This window comes from Bradyrhizobium sp. LB14.3 (assembly GCF_040547985.1).
GTDB lineage: Bacteria > Pseudomonadota > Alphaproteobacteria > Rhizobiales > Xanthobacteraceae > Bradyrhizobium.
Genome location: NZ_JBEPQT010000039.1, coordinates 15,046 through 31,489 on the forward strand (window position 1 = coordinate 15,046; position 16,444 = coordinate 31,489).

Annotated in this window: 16 protein-coding genes and 3 pseudogenes; 10 read left to right on the plus strand and 9 right to left on the minus strand. The window is 59.1% G+C overall.

Going from position 1 to position 16,444, the window contains the following annotated elements; genetic code table 11:
* Positions 1-367: 367 nt before the first annotated feature.
* The 3 genes and pseudogenes from ABIB00_RS35580 to ABIB00_RS35590 all read left to right on the plus strand — a co-directional run bounded on the left by ABIB00_RS35580 (position 368) and on the right by ABIB00_RS35590 (position 2,746).
* Entirely contained in the window at positions 368-760 is a 393-nt protein-coding gene (locus ABIB00_RS35580) for a hypothetical protein (protein ID WP_354107573.1), read from the plus strand.
* 158 nt (positions 761-918) lie between these two features.
* Complete coding sequence (locus tag ABIB00_RS35585) at positions 919-1,548, plus strand: TerC family protein (RefSeq protein ID WP_354107574.1); 630 nt, start codon at positions 919-921, stop codon at positions 1,546-1,548.
* A gap of 140 nt (positions 1,549-1,688) precedes the next feature.
* Positions 1,689-2,746, plus strand: a pseudogene (locus ABIB00_RS35590) (IS110 family RNA-guided transposase).
* A 1,036-nt stretch (positions 2,747-3,782) separates the two neighbouring features.
* On the opposite strand, the gene ABIB00_RS35595 reads toward ABIB00_RS35590, so the two are convergent.
* A complete protein-coding gene (locus ABIB00_RS35595) occupies positions 3,783-4,613 on the minus strand; it encodes a class I SAM-dependent methyltransferase (RefSeq protein WP_354107575.1) in 831 nt (276 codons plus the stop codon).
* 672 nt (positions 4,614-5,285) lie between these two features.
* Between ABIB00_RS35595 and ABIB00_RS35600 the strand changes: the two genes are divergently transcribed.
* The 4 genes from ABIB00_RS35600 to ABIB00_RS35615 all read left to right on the plus strand — a co-directional run bounded on the left by ABIB00_RS35600 (position 5,286) and on the right by ABIB00_RS35615 (position 8,304).
* Positions 5,286-5,693: a hypothetical protein gene (locus ABIB00_RS35600; RefSeq protein ID WP_354107576.1), complete on the plus strand. Its 408-nt coding sequence runs from the start codon at positions 5,286-5,288 to the stop codon at positions 5,691-5,693.
* Positions 5,694-5,956: 263 nt separating this feature from the next.
* Entirely contained in the window at positions 5,957-6,283 is a 327-nt protein-coding gene (locus tag ABIB00_RS35605) for a DUF3303 domain-containing protein (protein WP_354107577.1), read from the plus strand.
* Between the two features lie 851 nt (positions 6,284-7,134).
* On the plus strand, positions 7,135-7,383 hold the full coding sequence (locus ABIB00_RS35610; protein WP_354107578.1) for a hypothetical protein: 249 nt from the start codon (positions 7,135-7,137) through the stop codon (positions 7,381-7,383).
* Positions 7,384-7,926: 543 nt separating this feature from the next.
* Positions 7,927-8,304, plus strand: coding sequence for a hypothetical protein (locus ABIB00_RS35615; protein ID WP_354107579.1), 378 nt, complete (start codon positions 7,927-7,929; stop codon positions 8,302-8,304).
* Between the two features lie 54 nt (positions 8,305-8,358).
* On the opposite strand, the gene ABIB00_RS35620 is transcribed toward ABIB00_RS35615, so the two are convergent.
* From ABIB00_RS35620 to ABIB00_RS35635, 4 genes and pseudogenes are all read right to left on the minus strand, one after another.
* Complete coding sequence (locus ABIB00_RS35620) at positions 8,359-8,586, minus strand: hypothetical protein (RefSeq protein ID WP_354107580.1); 228 nt, start codon at positions 8,584-8,586, stop codon at positions 8,359-8,361.
* 14 nt (positions 8,587-8,600) lie between these two features.
* Positions 8,601-8,924, minus strand: a complete 324-nt coding sequence (locus ABIB00_RS35625; RefSeq protein ID WP_247338773.1) for a hypothetical protein — start codon at positions 8,922-8,924, stop codon at positions 8,601-8,603.
* A gap of 68 nt (positions 8,925-8,992) precedes the next feature.
* Positions 8,993-9,219: pseudogene (locus ABIB00_RS35630) on the minus strand (Hsp20 family protein); the annotation flags it as partial.
* Between the two features lie 258 nt (positions 9,220-9,477).
* On the minus strand, positions 9,478-9,759 hold the full coding sequence (locus ABIB00_RS35635; RefSeq protein WP_354107598.1) for a DUF2934 domain-containing protein: 282 nt from the start codon (positions 9,757-9,759) through the stop codon (positions 9,478-9,480).
* A 519-nt stretch (positions 9,760-10,278) separates the two neighbouring features.
* Between ABIB00_RS35635 and ABIB00_RS35640 the strand changes: the two genes are divergently transcribed.
* Entirely contained in the window at positions 10,279-10,632 is a 354-nt protein-coding gene (locus tag ABIB00_RS35640) for a response regulator (RefSeq protein ID WP_354107581.1), read from the plus strand.
* Between the two features lie 20 nt (positions 10,633-10,652).
* On the opposite strand, the gene ABIB00_RS35645 is transcribed toward ABIB00_RS35640, so the two are convergent.
* Together ABIB00_RS35645 and ABIB00_RS35650 are read right to left on the minus strand one after the other, a co-directional pair.
* Complete coding sequence (locus ABIB00_RS35645; RefSeq protein WP_354107582.1) at positions 10,653-10,937, minus strand: response regulator; 285 nt, start codon at positions 10,935-10,937, stop codon at positions 10,653-10,655.
* 1,909 nt (positions 10,938-12,846) lie between these two features.
* Positions 12,847-13,114: pseudogene (locus tag ABIB00_RS35650) on the minus strand (NYN domain-containing protein); the annotation flags it as partial.
* Positions 13,115-13,350: 236 nt separating this feature from the next.
* Here ABIB00_RS35650 and ABIB00_RS35655 point away from each other — a divergent pair.
* Positions 13,351-13,623, plus strand: a complete 273-nt coding sequence (locus tag ABIB00_RS35655) for a hypothetical protein (protein ID WP_354107583.1) — start codon at positions 13,351-13,353, stop codon at positions 13,621-13,623.
* A gap of 238 nt (positions 13,624-13,861) precedes the next feature.
* Here the strand turns inward: ABIB00_RS35655 and ABIB00_RS35660 are convergent, their stop codons facing one another.
* Together ABIB00_RS35660 and ABIB00_RS35665 are read right to left on the minus strand one after the other, a co-directional pair.
* Positions 13,862-14,086 (minus strand): hypothetical protein, encoded by a 225-nt coding sequence (locus ABIB00_RS35660; RefSeq protein WP_354107584.1) that lies wholly within the window; start codon positions 14,084-14,086, stop codon positions 13,862-13,864.
* Positions 14,076-14,708: a sulfite exporter TauE/SafE family protein gene (locus ABIB00_RS35665; protein ID WP_354107585.1), complete on the minus strand. Its 633-nt coding sequence runs from the start codon at positions 14,706-14,708 to the stop codon at positions 14,076-14,078. The genes ABIB00_RS35660 and ABIB00_RS35665 overlap by 11 nt, the downstream gene beginning before the upstream one ends.
* Before the next feature lie 336 nt (positions 14,709-15,044).
* Here ABIB00_RS35665 and ABIB00_RS35670 point away from each other — a divergent pair, with 336 nt between their 5' ends.
* Positions 15,045-16,400: a serine hydrolase domain-containing protein gene (locus ABIB00_RS35670; protein ID WP_354107586.1), complete on the plus strand. Its 1,356-nt coding sequence runs from the start codon at positions 15,045-15,047 to the stop codon at positions 16,398-16,400.
* The last annotated feature ends 44 nt before the right edge of the window (positions 16,401-16,444 follow it).

Below are 16,444 nucleotides of genomic sequence, written 5' to 3' on the forward strand. Positions count from 1 at the left end.
CGTCCAGGCGGCCTCCGTATCGGTTCCGCATAAGTCACCTTGCCGCGCGGTCAAAAAGCGCGCGACGATGGGTAGCATTGTTTTTCTGATCGTAAAGGTTCGTCTTTTTAGAGAGTGGATTTTATCGATCGTGGGTGCGCTCTCGCGAGAGGCAAGCATATGATTGAGCTTTGGGACAAATGGTCCGGGACCCTGGCGTCCGTCGAGGCGCTTGCAGCCGTGGTCATTATTGCCGTGGTGGCGGCCGGCGCTATTACGCTGATCGAGACTCGGCGGCATAGGACAAAACATTGATCGGGGATACGTCGGAAAACGGTGCATCTAGGCCAGAGTAGTTCAGTAATTTGCGGCGGTAGAAGACACTCCTATGCAGGAGGACAAAGTGATCGCTTCTCATGCAAGTTGGACAAACAGGAATGCTCCTTGGCGGGACACATTCTGCATATTCGCGCTGTTGAGCATCCTGGTCGCAGCTCCCGCATTCTTAATGATGTACTTCTTGGATATCCAACTCGTCTTGCCTGCGCTCAGCATCCTGCTTTTCTTGGACGCGATCGTCACAGCGCTCTTTGCTCGGGCAAATTCAGAAAATGAAACGTTAGAAAATGTAACGCTTTGGGATATTGCCGGTGCATTCACCATGATGGGCTGCGCTGCGGCGATTCTTGGCGAACCGGATCAAGTGGCACTGTTTTTCGAGCAACCGGTCGAACAACATCCGGGCACGCCGGCTGTGGGAGACAGTCACCAAGCCCCCTGACAGCCGGCGACGTCGGACTAGAGTTGAGTTAGAGCGGCCCTGTTTTGTCTGCGGCACGGGACTGCGACACGCATCGGTGAACCGATTAGACACACACCAACCACCAAAAATCCGCGCTGAGAGCGGGCCATTTCTCCCGGCACGGGGGAGTGCGACGCGTGTTTGAATTTCTCACTGCAGATGTCTTGAACGTATTGTTGCAGGTCGTTCTGATCGACCTTGTGCTCGCTGGCGATAACGCCATCGTCGTCGGACTTGCCGCAGCGGGACTTCCTCAGGCGCAACGAGTCAAGGCGATTTTGATTGGGATCGTTGCTGCGACGATACTGCGCATGCTGTTTGCCGGGTTAGCGACGCAAATCCTCCAAATCGTCGGCCTCCTGCTCGCTGGCGGGATCCTGCTGTTGTGGGTGTGTTGGAAAATGTGGCGAGAATTGCGCGCGTCCTCCACAAATCCTATGGGTGCGAAGGAGACTGCTGGAGTAATCGCAGCAAACAAGCCCCGCAAGACACTCGTCCAAGCGGTTTGGCAGATTATTGCGGCCGACGTTTCCATGTCGCTTGACAATGTCCTGGCCGTCGCAGGGGCGGCACGCGAGCATCCAGTGGTCATGATTTTCGGGTTGGGGCTTTCCATTGCGATGATGGGCGTGGCCGCTTCTCTTATTGCGCGCCTTCTGCAAGATCATCGATGGATTGCTTACGTCGGCCTGGCCGTCATTCTCTACGTTGCAGTCGAGATGATCTTTCGCGGAACATTGGATATCATGAAGGTAGCGTCGATATGACATGACATACCGCTGCTTGGTGGCCTGCGTCTGTTCCGGTCCCCTCATAGGAAGCACTTCCGCTAATGGAATGGTCCGGCCGTGCTCCGGCCCTGCAGCAGGACAAGCTGGCAAGGGGCGCCCAAGACAAGGAGCACGCCATGTCTCAGAAACTCGACACTTCGCCCGCCGTCATCGGCATCGATATCGGCAAGAACTCGTTCCACATCATTGGCCAGAATCAGCGCGGCGGCATCGTGCTGCGGCAGAAGTGGTCGCGCGGCCAGGTGGAAACGCGGCTCGCCAACCTGCCGCCGTGTTTGATCGGCATGGAGGCCTGCGTCGGCGCGCATCACCTCAGTCGCAAGCTGCAAATGCTTGGCCACGACGCTCGCTTGATGCCGGCGAAATACGTGCGCCGCTATTCGAAGGGACAGAAGAATGACTTCCGAGATGCGGAAGCCATCGCCGAGGCGGTCCAACGCCCGACCATGAAGTTCGTCGCAACCAAGACCGCCGACCAGCTCGACCTGCAGGCGCTGCACCGCGTGCGCGAGCGATTAGTCGGTCAGCGCACCGGCGTCATCAATCAGATCCGTGCGTTCCTGCTGGAGCGGGGCATCGCGCTGCGGCAAGGCCTGCGCTCCCTCCGGTCGGAGTTGCCGGGTATCCTCGCGACGCGCACCGATGTGCTCTCGCCTCGCATGTTGCGCATCATCGAGGATCTGGCGGGCGACTGGCGCCGGCTGGATGAGCGGATCGAGGGGTTAACTAGCGAGATCGAAACGCTGGCCCGTCAAGATAAGGCCTGCGAGCGACTGATGACGGTACCCGGCATTGGCCCGCTCATCTCGAGCGCGATGGTGGCCGCGATCGGCACTGGAGACGTGTTCTCGAAAGGCCGCGACTTCGGCGCCTGGCTTGGACTGGTGCCGAAGCAGATCTCGACCGGCGACCGCACGATCCTCGGCAAGATATCAAGGCGCGGCAATCGGCGCGCGCTGTTTGTGCAGGCCGCGTGGGTTGTGCTGGTCAAGGTCAAGGGTTGGGAGCGCTATGGCCTCAAATCTTGGATCGAAGCCGCCAAGAAACGATTGCACCACAACGTGCTGGCGATTGCGCTCGCCAACAACTCGCCCGCATCGCCTGGGCGGTTCTCAACAAGGGGCGCGCCTTCGAGTGCGTCAAGACCGATGAGATGGCGTCCCGACCTGCTTGATCCTCGCGCCGTGCTCGGGGCCGTCAAGGCACAGCCTGGCAGCGGTAGAGCAAGACGTCAGGACAGCACGACGGCCGGCCTTGACGGCCCTTGCGCGCGGCGCGTCGGCGCGCGCAGGCCGGGACGAAGGAACGGCCGCCAGGCACGAACAAAGGAACAGTGCGACGTGAGGAGCGTTCGATGACGTAACAACATCCCTTACCCGCCGAGGTCTGCGAGAGGAATGAGACAACGATGGAGGATCGGTCTTCCCGGCGCATGCGAACACTGGTGACCCGAATGGCCCGTTCGAGGCCTGTCCGCTAATTAGCTCGAATGCGCGCTGATATCCATGATGGCCCGGAGCACAACACGCTCCAATCAGAGGCCGGATACATTGATGCAAGACCGCATCTGCCAGGTTGACGAAACCTCTTGCAACGCGCGGCCGGACCATACATTGGGTCAAAGGCGGCGGTCGGCCCCCGAGTGGGACGAATTCCGCTCTACTCGTGCTCCGGACATGTCGCTGCGGTGTGCCAACCAACGCGATAAGCCAAAACCACGGTTCGAATGTGAAAGCAAGGAGCAGCGTGCGCACCACATACAACAGGGCTTGGTTGGAGAAAATGCAATGCGTTTTGTCTTGGGATCATGCCTTGTGTTCGCGTCGTGTGCTTCTGCGAACGCCGCGCCAAGGTGGCATCACAACTCGCGACAAGCCATCGCGCGTCCTGGCCAGGTGGTCACCCCGAGCTATATCACTCCAGGCGGCGTGCGCATCTATCGCGACGATTCCGTTCCGGGAGGTCTCCGGACCGATCACGACGATCCTCCTGCCTACGATGATCCATCCAAGTTTGGCGGCGGCTGATGACTGAATCAGCGCGCATCTGCTTTTGGTCACAGTCTGACTTTCATAGCGACTAGAGCTGGGGTCGGCTTATCTCCTAAAGGCAGACATAGCGGCCCTGTAAGCGAAGGTCGGCGACGGGCCAACAACGGAAGCCGCAATTCTCGTTCGCGTCGCGGCAACCGAGGCAAAACTCGAACTGTCCTACACTCTCGCGCATAGCAGGTGGGCGGCTATGGGGAAGGCCAGTTCATCATTGCTCGTGAATTTACCCAGGGCGTTCCTGACGTCGGTGATTAGAGCTGCGCGCGCCGCAGCGTCTGCCTGTGATACCGGACCAGCCAATGGCGAGCCCGCAACGTAACTCAACACAAATCGCTCGACCGTCGGAAAGCGCACGGTCCCACTCCGCTGTTGAATTGCAACGTCCTGAAAACCTGTGGCACGAACGAGAGCTTCCAATTCGTCGGCATTGGACAACCCAAATGGCGCACGCATGATAGCTACCGCGGCTCGACCAACGTGTCGCTGCAATGCGTCAGCCAGAACAGCAAATCCGGGACTTTCGTGAATGCCGTTCCACACCATCAGCGCGAGTCTTCCTTCGGGACCAAGAACCCTACGCATTTCGCGTAAGGCCGCGGGCCGGTCGGCGAAGAATTGCAGGCCCAACTGGCAATATACGACGTTAAATGAACCATCTCGGAATGGCAGCTTATCCGCACTCGCCTCTTGCCACTGAAGTTGTCCGCCGGACCGCGAATCCGGCGATACGACTGATCTAGCGACGCTCAACATTCCAGGATTGAGATCAATCCCAACCACGGTACCACTTGGACCGACGCGCGTTGCGGCGATGCGCGCCACAACACCAGTGCCGCACGCGACATCGAGAATACGCTCGCTAGGCCGAGGTTGAGCTAGCTCAACAAGTATCGGAGCCCACACCCCAAACACAGCCGGCACCAGCTCTCGCTCGTATACCTCGGGCGCACTGCCCACGACCTGCCACTGTGCTTGCTGGCTCATTTTCATGCCTCCTACCTGCAAGAAATGTGACCGCAACCAGACTCTACAAAGTACGTTGGCCGTGAGGGCAGTATAACTCGATGCTATGAAGTCAGCTATGGGTCAAGGCGGCGGTCCGCACCGGAGACGATGACTGGGGGAGATGTAGGGCATCGGCGCAGGGGCAAACTTCGGGTCGCGTGCCGAGATCGCTATAAACGAGCGTCAAGGTTGCCACGTAATCGCACCACTGGATGGGGTTAGAACGCCATGACTTATCGTGCGCGTACTTCTCCAAAAGCAGCCGATTACATTCCTCTCCCGGAGCCTTCCGCGAAATATGCCCTGCGACCAGCACACACACACCGTAGAACCAGTCAGCCACACTGACTTGCGTATTCAGTTGGACGCAGTGTGAAGTTGCCGACAGCGAGTACGATCTTCGGGCCCTGAGCAAGCTGAGGCATTTTGCCTCTTGGGGCGAAACACCCATTTCTAGGGGTGCATCCAGTCTTGTAGAATGTGGTTGCCCCTGAAGCGGGATGTGCCGAAGTCACCGTTCGGGACGAACGAGCAGTTACTAGCGCTATCGGCAGGTACGCTACCCTAAGAGACCGCCCCCTTTTCGGTTTCACACCACGATTTCACATTCCCCGCGCGCGCAACTTTTGCGGCGGCTTGTTGCAGAGGAGAAAACCGATGAGCAAGATCGACCGAAGGTCTGCATTGGCATTCGGGTTGGCAGCGGCTACGGCGGCCACGATAAAGCCCGCCGCCGCTCAAACCACGGGCTACAAGGACACAACTCCATGGCCGGGTGTGGTGGTGCGCCAGTATGATGGCGACACACCATCGTTGATCCCGGGTTTTAAGACCGTCTCAATGCGTGACGTCATCATGCAGCCGGGATCGAAGACCATGGGGCCTCCTATGATGAATGCCATGGTCTGCCATATCACCGAAGGAGAGCTTCGGCTTGAGCAGGACGAAAAGAGCTTTACCGGCAAGAAGAATTTTGTCTGGACCTGCAACAAGGACACAAAGGAGCAGGCGTTCAATGATGGGAACGTGGTCGCGATTATGCGGATCACCGACCTGAAGGCTTAAGGCTCGTTCTTCGCAAGTAACCGATTGTAGGAGCGAATGTCGGCGACGGCCCGCCGATCGCGTCGGTGTGCCCTCTGACGCGACGTCCGATTTGTGTCGAATTTCTAGATATGCCCGCTGCGGCAACCGACGCGATGGGTCATGACCGGGCAATTTCACGACCAATGAGGTCGCTCTCGCCGCTGCTAACACTTGCGCGACCGCTCGTACTTAAGATTAGATGGGGCGCGTGGCTCACTGTCCAGTTTTGAAGGAGGTGTTTCATGAAATACATGCTCGAATATACAGTCCGCACTGCTGGCCTTTCCTTTGACCAAAACTTCGCAGGGTCGCAATCGCTTCTTGCGGCGTTCAGCAAGTGGACGCCGGATGAAGAGAAGGGGCTGACGATACACGCGTTCGTAGCGAACCTCGCGGGACGAGGGGGCTATGTTTTGGTCGAAGCCAACGACCCAAAAGCCGTCACCGCCTTCGTGGCAAAGTACAACTTCTGGAATGACATTGATGTCGTTCCGGTCGTCGATATCAGCGAGTCGGTGCCGATAAACGCAAGTTCACTTGAATGGGCGAGACAAGCGTCTAGGGGCTAGTTGGCGGACGATATGAAATCAGCGCCCCGACAATTGGTCGGGGGTCTCAATTCAAGGCAACGGAGAGAGCGAGGCCGATGTCGCGATCCGATACGATCGGCGGCACTGCCTGCCTTGTTGAAGTTATCGGGAGCTCAAATCGAGACATTCTGCCGCGGCATGCGGAAATGCGTTCGAGCAAATTCGCTTCCCACCTAAGCCGGGGCCTTGTGGTTGTTACCGGGCATTGGTGCGCATGCTCGTTGAGCGGTTCGGCGAGTTGGTTTCGGCAGGTGCGACCGGCTCGCTTTGATCTCGACCTCCACGGGGAAGTCGTCTGCTGCAAGTGAGGTATCCTGCCCGTGCTGCACCTCGACGCGTTTGGTCCTGCTCCAGCTTAGGAACGAAGGTTACAGCGGTCGGTTGCAAGCAAACTTAAATAGGAGGAAAGCACCATGAAGATTGGCAAGATGGCGCTCGTAGCTGCACTTGTGTTCGGATCGATCGCTGCCGCCTCCGCGCAGGGTGGCGCTGGGGGCGGGGCCGGAGGAGCGGGCGGAGCGGGGGCTGGCGCGGGCGCGGGATCGGGCGGAGCCGGCGGCGCGGGTGCGGGATCAGGGGACGGCGGAGGCGCAGGTGCGGGATCTGGGGGCGGCGGCAATTCTCCAGCCGCGACCAGCGGTGAAGGGGCATCGAGCAGCCCGACTTCGGCTAACCCGGGGGCGACCATGAATGACCCGAAGATGAAAGGGAAATAGAAGCGAAAGAAATAGCCCGCTGACATGATCGAGCGGGCCGTTTTCATAAAGCAGTCGCGTAGCGATTGAGGCTGCGTTAGGCCGGCCGGGAGGAGACCGGTGGCAAGAACGTTGATGTCCAAGGCCGATCTCGAACTGATCGCTCTTCAGGAGATCCGGCACGTTCCCGGCGGGGAGCTCGTTATCTCCGTCGAGATTGAACACGACGACGCGGAACCCGATGGCCTGAATTGGCGACTGCTCGTGATTGCTAAAGACGGCGCGAACCTCGATCGCCTCCAAAACGCCGCTACTACCACGAGCCATCGGCTGAAGCGTCGATACCAACTTGTCTTCCAGGGCGGCAGCTCGGCGGATGGCTGAGGCTAGAGGCCGGCCCCCACCACCAACAGAACGGCACCGATTGCCATAAGGAGAATGCCCGGCCAGTTCGCTCCGATCCCCAGGAATCCCACGCCGCGCCGCGTCGGCTCCAGTGTATCGCCAGCGGGCCGGCTAAGCGATCCCCGCCAAATAGTAGCGCGTGCCATGTACAAGATTCCGCCGAGAACAAGCAGAGCGCCAAGTCCTATCAGGAGCATTCTCGCCTCCTCAATTCATAGTTGCCATGTCAAGCTCCCGGAGGTGTGAGCCGCACCTCACTCGGCTTGGCCGGCATACGGCCCTTGCCTTCACGCCGCGGCCCGGATAGGTCCTGCGGCCGGCTCGGACTCCCGCGCGGGCAGGGATCCTCCGCCGCCGCAAGCGTCGCACCAGACTTCGATCGCGCCCTTGGTCACGCCTCGCCCACCCTGAGAGGATCGACGCCGGGGGCGTGACGCGCACCGGCAGCGGCCGCTCCGCGGCCTTCAAGGGACTGGCCACCCCGGGGGCGTATGGACGACCAGCGCCAACAGGCATCGCCTGGTGAAGGAGATCAGCCCGGTCAGCCAATGCGCGAATGCGTTGCGTCTGTTCTTTGCAGAAGTCCTCATCCATCGCGCCACTCACACCGAACACTCAGTTTCGCGGCTTCAGCTCACCGGCAAGCCAGCCGACCGCGTCGGTTTGTATCGGATCCACCGCGAAGCGGACCACTTCGGTACGCTCGCAAGTCGAGCACTCGAAGGTGCGCTCATCGAATCCGCGGGGCCGGGAGAGATGCGCGCCAACGCCATCCGGTGCTTGCACACAGGGCACATCGGACGCTCGTTGGTCGAGACAGCCATCCCTGAAATCTCCACGGCCGATGATACGCCGTCCGCAGCCGGAGTCTTCAATATTCGCGCACGAAAAACCTTTTGAGGAGCGCCAAAGGGAACGAGCCCGAGCCCGGTCGACCCAGGTTGACGGTCGTGCTCATGACATCACGTCTGCAACAGGCAACGGTCGACCAAGCCTTGGCTCCCTGAAGGCGTTCGGGAAGGTCGAAGCGGAAAGGCTTTGCAGAGCGGCCTCCTCTTCGGAAAGTCGCCGTTCGATGAACTGGCGTTCCAAAGGCAAAAGCCTGGTACGCAGGAGCCGGGGGTAGCGGCTGATGTTGTTATGATGGGCACGAAGGCGTGCCAGGTTTTCGTCCATCGTCATCAGGGCCTCCAAAACTACGCCGCGGCGGCCGCACGTTCGGTCGAACGGAGACGGTAGGGCTTTCCGCCGGGCGGCGTCCGTGGGCCACCGTCCAAGGCGCGCAACGCGTCCAAGATTTCGTCGATCGATACCGGCTTCTTGAGGCCGGCAGGTGCGCGCATCGACGGGCAAGAGGCGATCGCGGACGCGTCGGACGCCCATGATGCCAGGATTGCGCGCTTCTCGGTCAGCGTCAGGGCCGGATGATCCAGAACGTCTCTCGGTGCTTCAAACACCGTACCGGGATGAAGAAGAGCGTTGAAGTCGAAAACATTGTCGCCAGCGGTCGTCGGCCGCATGGTCCTGTCCTTTTCTTGACGAATGGATGGAGCCGCGCGACAAATCGTGCGGCTCCGAGGCGCGAGCGCTAGGCGGCAGCCTTAGCTTCCAGCTTCGGCACGTTGCCGGCCGAGGCATCGCCGATCGAAATCCGGCGGGCTTCATGGCTTCCGGAATCTCGCGGACGAGTTCGATGGTCAGCAAGCCATTGTCGAACGCGGCGCTTTTCACCTGGACATATCCGGCGAGGCTGAATTGGCGCTTGAAGCTGCGGTGCGAGATATCGCGATAGAGGAAATCACGCTCGGTCTTGTCCCTCACCGGAATGGACCTCCGCCAAATCGAGGTAAGGCCGAAGCGCCTTGTATCACGGGCGCCGACCATTTGAAGGAGACTGTTTTGTGGACGGTCGCCGCTGCCGTTTTCTTGTTCTTCGAAAGGCACGTGCTCGCTTCCGCTGAGAGAGGCGGCAATGGTCTACGTTCCCTCGCCGGAACTGACGGTCCGAAAGTGGACACAGTGGGGCTGCCGCCGCTTTTTTTGCGAGTGGACCGCGTCGAGAGGCGGCGTGCCTTAATCTTGGCTCCCAGGGTCGGGCTGGCTGATCTCTCGCTCAGCCTCGAGCCAGAAATCGATGTCGCGCCCGGAAGGGCGTCCAGCCTGTTCCCACATCTGATAGGCGCGCGCCGTGATCCGGGCGCGCCGGGAAGAAGACGGCGATAGCTTTCGTCTGAGCTGATCAGCAAACTGCCGCAGCCTGCTCGCGGTGTTCTCGTCCTTGGTGTATGCGGCTGTCCGAGTAGCAGTGCGATCTGATGCTCGAGTTTTTTCCTTTCGTCCATCGGATCGCTCCATTTCCTCCTTACCTAAGACGACTCCGGCTGAGCTCAATTGTTCGAGCCTGGCTGTATAATGCGAGGGGTGCCAATTCTTCACGCCGTTGAGTTCACTTTTGCACAAAGCAGCTCCTTAACCTCGTCGTCACGCAGCGCTGTACCCACTGTAGAAAGGAGCTTAGCCTCGTTACGTTTCCTCGAAGGAGAGAAGGGCGTGGGCGAGTTTCCAGATCGAGTTCAAGCGAACATGGACGTGGTGTTGGAGCAAGTTTGTGCGGAATTGACGAACGGCGGCGATCACGAAAGCCGCAGATATGTTGCCGAGCAACTGATCGGAGCCGCGCGGCAAGGGAAGACCACTCTCGGTGAGCTGACGTCTGCTGGCCGCGGTGCGGTAGTCTATATCCGAAATAGGCCCAAGTCGGCTTAGCCTCGCCTGATCAACTCCTCCAGCGAGCTTCGGGCCTCAGAACCGGCTGCCCTTATGAGAGGTCGGGAAAAGACTCCCATTCACAAACCTGCCGGCGTACTGAGAAGCATGGCATCAGTACTGCTAGTTGAAGACGAAACGCTTCTCCGCATGATGATTGCGGATATGCTGACTGAGCTTGGTCACGAGGTTGCTGGGGAGGCCGGTGACCTAGGCTCTGGGCTGACCATGGCCATGAGCGCTGAATGCGACGCCGCTATTCTCGATCTGCAACTTGGCCGGGATAGCTCGGCAGCCATCGCAGAAGCTTTGCAGATCCGCGGCATTCCCTTCGTCTTCGCGAGCGGCTATGGCGCCGATGGCGTACCGGAGCAATTCAAAGGTCGGCCAATTCTACAGAAGCCTTTCCTCTTAGACGCTCTCGATCGCTGCATGCGGACGCTGCTGGGCCCAAGGCTCTAACGCCGACTAGCTCCAGAGTATCAGCAGGCACCGGTGGTCTGCTGCATCACGCGATACAAGTCATCTTCGGAGAATGGCTTCCGGATCATCGGGAAACCGTCTCGCCGTCGCTCTCGTCCTGACAATTGCAGAACCTTCAGCGCCGGGCGGAGACGGGTCGCCCGCTCGGCCAACTCGTGGCCGTCCATGCTCGGCATATTGATGTCGGTGATCAGGATCGAGATGCGATCATGATGCTGCAACAGATCCAAGGCTTCAGCACCGCCGTTGGCGCGGATAACTTTGCAGCCAATTTCCTCTAACATGCTCGCGATTACATGAGGACCGCCGGATCATCGTCGACTAGGAGAACTGTGTGGGTCATTAGGAACAAACGTCCGAAACGGATTGCGAGTTCCGGCTCCGGGCGGACGATCGGCTCGGAATATAGTTGTTGTTCAGAATTGGAACTATAATCCTTGCACTTCAAGGATCAGTTGCTGAACCAAGCTGCGGCCTATCGGAAACTTGCCGCAAAGAGATATGGGCTCCCGCCTCCAAGTCCACCCGAAGCAAACTGATTTGTCGTGCGCAGCGGCTCTGGCCTATCCGGGTGAAGCAGTGCAGGCTGACCTATGAAATAGCCGTTCATCGAATCATTGGCATGCTCATCTGCATGCTCATGCCGACCTCACCAGGCGCCATTATGAGACTCCCGCCGCCGCGGTGCGATGACTGCCGCATCCGCAGTATTTAAAGCGGCGGTTTCTCATTTGCACGGCCGGCGGACTGCCCGCGTCTGCCAGTGCGCAAATTGTGCAAAGGTCATTTGGGACGACTAGGAACGGTCCCGCTCCATTGATCGAAAATCAAATAGGCCGGCGGTACATGCGACCGCACATACGAAGGCCGCAGCGGGAGGTTAAATCGCTGCGGCCCGCGCATGGTCAAAATAAGCCGGGTCAAATGGAAACGTAAAATATGCAGCCAGCCCCGGTGACAAAATTCTGCTCCAACTTTGCCTCGTTTGCAAACGCAGTTTCGCCGGAACCGAAATCCACACGATGGGCATTTGGTTCCGAGAACGGGAACAATTTTGCGCGCGCGAATCGGAGTGTCGCTTGCGAAATCACAAACCTAAGCAGTGGACCGAGGACGAGGTACAGACGCTGATCAAAGTGATCAACGCGGGCTCGACCGCGATCGAAATCGCCACCGAGCTTGGAAGGTATATTGCTTCGGTGGCCGGAGACATCGCCTTTTGCTGCGGAGCGAGAGGGGCGCTGCACAAAGATAGCAGGCAGCCTCGGTCGGCGCCACGCTGCCGGGTTGACGCTCGCGGGTCTGTGTCGCTTCTAGTGAGATGCAACCAGCGCTGCCATACTGAATGCGACTACGCAGGCAGCCGCCAAGGACCACAGCGCTATAGCGATTTCTTTGGGCATGGTCGTGGCCTTCTCACGAAAGCCGCCTTTACCCTTACTGCCGGACAAGCTTAGAGCGCATACCGATCAGCATAGTGTAGGCGAGCCGGCGCCAAATCAGGTTCATTAGGACGAGCATGTGGCATCCCCGCATTCGATGACGCCACTTTCGACCCGCAATGTTTCGGGAAGATTTCGCCGGCATACGAAAATGGCTTCGCGCCGCTGAGGGGGAGGACGGCCCGCCGGCCGTTCGTTGGCGGACAGACCGCCGGCTGCAGGGGGTCTTTTGGGGTAGGTCGGGGCCGCTCCGCGGCGTCGGCGGCACGACCGGAAAACCTTAACCTGCGACGAAGTTCCGCGTTCCACTGCGAGGCGAAGCGCTGCATAGTTTCCCCATTGCTTGCCAAGTTTTTCCATGAGGTTTTCGCCATGTCGAACAGTGTCGAAGATCTACAGATGCTGCGCTTGATTAGGGCATTTCAAAAGCTAACCGATCAAGGCACACGGCGCATGGTGCTCTTGTACGTCGAAGATCAGGTTCAGAAGCAGCAAGCCGAGGGACCGGTCGAGTGCTCCACCAAGTCCTCGCCTGGGACTGGCAGCAGCACAACCGTAGATTCGTAGTCGTTGGCCTGCAGACATGCAAAGCTAAGGCATATTTCGCGTCTCGGAGGAGAAACCCGATGCGCCTTGCATTGCCTTATCTAGGAATTGGTCTCTGTGCGTCGCTGGCGGCATGGATGTCGGTGATGCTGTTCTATTGAAGTCCGTCCGCCCAAATTGATCGATGCGGGCGATCCTTAACTGTCTAGCCAGGAGGGTCGTTCCCTTTCGGCTCTTGCAAGAATTGGCATGTGTCCACGCGCTTCGCGACCACGCAGGGCGGGGCGTTCGGACGGGTCGCGGCCGAGCTTGGCCTGCAGCTCGACGAGGTCGGTGAAGACGTCGGCCTGGCGGCGCAGCTCGTCGGCGATCATCGGCGGCTGGCTGGCGATCGTGGAAATCACGGTGACCCGCACGCCGCGGCGCTGAACGGTCTCGACAAGCGAGCGGAGGTCGCCGTCACCGGACGCGGAGCTTATCTGTCCGAGCCATGACTTGCGCAACATTGGCACCCCGGAAGGCGGAACTAAACCTGCCAGCGAAACAAAAGCCTACCCAGCATAGACCCGTACACAGACAGGACGGCCATGAGGACGCCGATCAGCCATTTCATGAAATTGCAAAGGAGGGAGCTCAGTTTCGAGGCGGGCCGCCGCCAGATGATCCCTAGCAATCGCCAAAGGCGCTCACGAGACCAATCGAAATGGGAATGACCGCAACGCACGTCCAAAAGGCTGGCGAGCTGGAAGTGATGCCGACAACAAGGATGCCGACGGACAACGACGATGAATATCGAAATCGCCGCAAGCGCTTTGTCCATCGCTCTGAGCGCGGCTTTGTGCGAACCGACTCTCTGGAGGTCGAACTGTTCCTATTGAGCGGCCGGCTTCAAACCAAAGGACTGGTGGGGGATTTGACCGCTGATTTCGAGGCCCCTCTCGTCCGATATCCGCCACGCTGCCACTCCGAAGCAGACGGTTAGCAATACGGTCGTCACCAACAGCAGCACGGATAAAAAGTGGCTCATGCCTCAACTCCGCGACGCGAGATACAGCGTCGAGCGAGCACGCATGGGCGATTCGGAAAATGCAGGCCACCTGACATAGACGCAGTTTTCCCCAAGGTGACCCGCCGTGACTCAGGCGCCGAGCGGGCCTCGCAGGGCGAGCGTAAGTGAAATGCAGCGGGGACTGGCGGCGACTTCCTCCGTTGTGTTGCCCTCAGGTGAACCCGAAGCTCCGAAGAAGCTCGTCGCGGCACTGCTTGCCCAAAGGAAGCCACGTATCGGTTGATTGATCCGAGATCCAGCCGCCCTTCACTTCAATTGTTGGCGGGTTCGTGCAGAACAGATGCATCCCGATGGTTCGGGCGCAGGTTTCGTTGCAATTGATCTGCCACATCTCGGCCGTCAGTTTGGGCTGGCCCTTCAGCGCGTCATCGTCCATCTCTGGCCATATCTTCGCATTCGGGTCCATCAAGGAACGCAGTGGCGCATCCCAAGACTCTTCGTTTGTCGAGCTTTCCCAAGCCAACTTGAGTGATGGCAGCAAGCTGTCGATCAGAATTCGGTTGAACCGCCGCCCATTCTCGAGCCCAACATAATACTGCGCGCGAGATCGTGGAGATGATGCTGCCAAGCCCCGTGACGCCTCCTAGCAGGCCGTTTGCAATACCTATGGCGAAGTCAGTAGGGTTGCTAATTTTAAACGGTCCGAGTGGCGGGCGTACGAGACTGTACGTAGCGTAGAGAACGAGCAACACGCCGACGCCGAAACGTACATAGGTAGGGTTGGTGCTGGTCAACAGTATCACCCCAATCGGGATGCCGATGGCCGTCCCAAGTGTGAGCGGCAAAATGCTGCGCCAGGTCAATTCGTGACGCAACCTCGCGATGCCGTAGCCTTGCGTAAGCAGACCATACCCAGCGATCAGCGCCGCGACTTGAATGGGCGTGATGATATGCAGCCAGATGCCGGATACGACGATACCCATCGCGAATCCGGAGAAGCCGCTAACAAAGCCGCCTAGAAACGTTGCCAAAACGAAGAGAAGAAGGTGACCATCCATCGTGCTCGCTCCATAGAAAAGCGAGCAGCGCTTGCATGGGATCACCACTTAACGGGGAGGCTGCGACATCCCCAGTAGCTATCGTACGGAGCCAAACTCCTCCTTGGCAATAGGTTTGTCTCTTCTTGGCCCTTAGCATCAGTTGCCGCATCGCACTGACATGTCCGGAGTCGGGGAGAGACCGGAAGCCTTCGACTCAGGGCGAACCGACGCGAATGACCCAACTCGGACATCGCGACAGGGCCGGTAGGAAGTAGTCCTACTTTGAGTTGAGTTTTCGCAGAAAACGTCCATTATGCGTGTGGCTAGCGTTTGCCTGAGACGAGTCGGGAAAGCATGCGCGTTGTTCTGAGAATTTTGAAACTTAGTGTCATGATTTTGCTTTTCGGCGGCTTGGTATTCAGCGTCTGGCTAACCTTCATCCCACCCAATGGGCTGCTGTCCGCCACGGCCTATGCGGCAAAAATGGTTTGCTCGAACGTGTTCATTGCCAAACGCGAGGCGGATGCGGTGATTAGAACCGACGTGGCGTTTGCACTTCCCCGTATCGTCAAACGTCTGAACGTCAATGTCGACACCGCCAATCAGCGTGTCGAGGCGACGTATCATGGCCTATTCGCCGAACGCTACGCTCAATATGAGGAGGGACGTGGCTGCACGCTGGCCTCGAGCGACGAAGTCCCCCATCGCGCCGCGCCGGCTTCACTGCCAGGAAAGTCTAATGCGCTCTGGCCGGTCGGCGAGAGCGCTCAATTGTCCGACGACAAGCACTTACCGGCGGCGCTGAACGATCCGGCTCTCCAGGGGCCGGGCATGCGCGCGATCGTCGTGGTCCAGGACGGGCGCATCATCGGTGAAACCTACGGTGAAGGCTTCAACGCTTCGACGCCCTTGCAGGGCTGGTCGATGACGAAGACCGTGAACGCCGCCTTGGCCGGCATGGCGTTCAAGGACGGAAAGCTTTCGCTCGATCGAAAAAATCTGTTTCCGCAGTGGGCCGGCGACGCGCGCGCGGACATCTCGGTGGCCGATTTGATGGCCATGACAAGCGGATTAAAATGGAGTGAAGATGGTGACTCTCCCGACCCCGACGGGTTGGAGAATCTCGCACATGATGCGGCGGCTTTCGCGAGGGACCGTCCGCTTGTCGCCCCGCGTGGAACGAAGTTCAACTATTCCGGGGGTTCGTCCGTCCTGTTGGCCCGGGTCTGGCAGAACGCGGTTGGAGCGGACGCGCGAGCATATCCGCAGGAGCGATTGTTCAAGCCTTTGGGTATGACCAGCGCTATTCTTGAGGCCGACCCTTCAGGCACATTCCTTGGCGAAGCCTTTCTCTTCGCCAATGCGCATGATTGGGTGCGCTTCGGCGAATTCCTGCGCTTGAACGGAGAGTGGAACGGTGCACAGCTTTTGCCGCCGGGCTTTGTCGATTACATGCGCTCGCCTGTGCCGGCGTCCGACGAGGGACATGGCCCGGTCTACGGTCGCGGACAGCTTTGGTTGGGACCGGGCCAGGGATTCCGACTTCCTGCCGACACGTTCATGTTGCAAGGGCACCTCCGCCAGGTGATCGCGATCATTCCCTCGCGTAAACTGGTAATCCTGCGCATGGGTTTAACGCGGGAAGATATTGGGTACAGCGTCGCGAAACTGCTGTACGCGATTGTCGCGGCGTGCAGATCGTATGAATGATGCGCTACTTCCGGGTTTGACCCATCGCTTCCGTTAGCGCGCCA

What these genes read in the sequence shown, in the direction of transcription:
- ABIB00_RS35635 (WP_354107598.1), bottom strand. Translation starts at nt 9,759, where the DNA reads ATGGAGCGATCCGATGGACGAAAGGAAAAAACTCGAGCATCAGATCGC.
- ABIB00_RS35600 (WP_354107576.1), top strand. Translation starts at nt 5,286, where the DNA reads ATGAGCAAGATCGACCGAAGGTCTGCATTGGCATTCGGGTTGGCAGCG.
- ABIB00_RS35660 (WP_354107584.1), bottom strand. Translation starts at nt 14,086, where the DNA reads ATGGACGATGACGCGCTGAAGGGCCAGCCCAAACTGACGGCCGAGATG.
- ABIB00_RS35645 (WP_354107582.1), bottom strand. Translation starts at nt 10,937, where the DNA reads ATGTTAGAGGAAATTGGCTGCAAAGTTATCCGCGCCAACGGCGGTGCT.
- ABIB00_RS35580 (WP_354107573.1), top strand. Translation starts at nt 368, where the DNA reads ATGCAGGAGGACAAAGTGATCGCTTCTCATGCAAGTTGGACAAACAGG.
- ABIB00_RS35610 (WP_354107578.1), top strand. Translation starts at nt 7,135, where the DNA reads ATGTCCAAGGCCGATCTCGAACTGATCGCTCTTCAGGAGATCCGGCAC.
- ABIB00_RS35655 (WP_354107583.1), top strand. Translation starts at nt 13,351, where the DNA reads ATGACCGCAACGCACGTCCAAAAGGCTGGCGAGCTGGAAGTGATGCCG.
- ABIB00_RS35665 (WP_354107585.1), bottom strand. Translation starts at nt 14,708, where the DNA reads ATGGATGGTCACCTTCTTCTCTTCGTTTTGGCAACGTTTCTAGGCGGC.
- ABIB00_RS35670 (WP_354107586.1), top strand. Translation starts at nt 15,045, where the DNA reads ATGCGCGTTGTTCTGAGAATTTTGAAACTTAGTGTCATGATTTTGCTT.
- ABIB00_RS35640 (WP_354107581.1), top strand. Translation starts at nt 10,279, where the DNA reads ATGGCATCAGTACTGCTAGTTGAAGACGAAACGCTTCTCCGCATGATG.
- ABIB00_RS35595 (WP_354107575.1), bottom strand. Translation starts at nt 4,613, where the DNA reads ATGAAAATGAGCCAGCAAGCACAGTGGCAGGTCGTGGGCAGTGCGCCC.
- ABIB00_RS35625 (WP_247338773.1), bottom strand. Translation starts at nt 8,924, where the DNA reads ATGCGGCCGACGACCGCTGGCGACAATGTTTTCGACTTCAACGCTCTT.
- ABIB00_RS35620 (WP_354107580.1), bottom strand. Translation starts at nt 8,586, where the DNA reads ATGACGATGGACGAAAACCTGGCACGCCTTCGTGCCCATCATAACAAC.
- ABIB00_RS35605 (WP_354107577.1), top strand. Translation starts at nt 5,957, where the DNA reads ATGAAATACATGCTCGAATATACAGTCCGCACTGCTGGCCTTTCCTTT.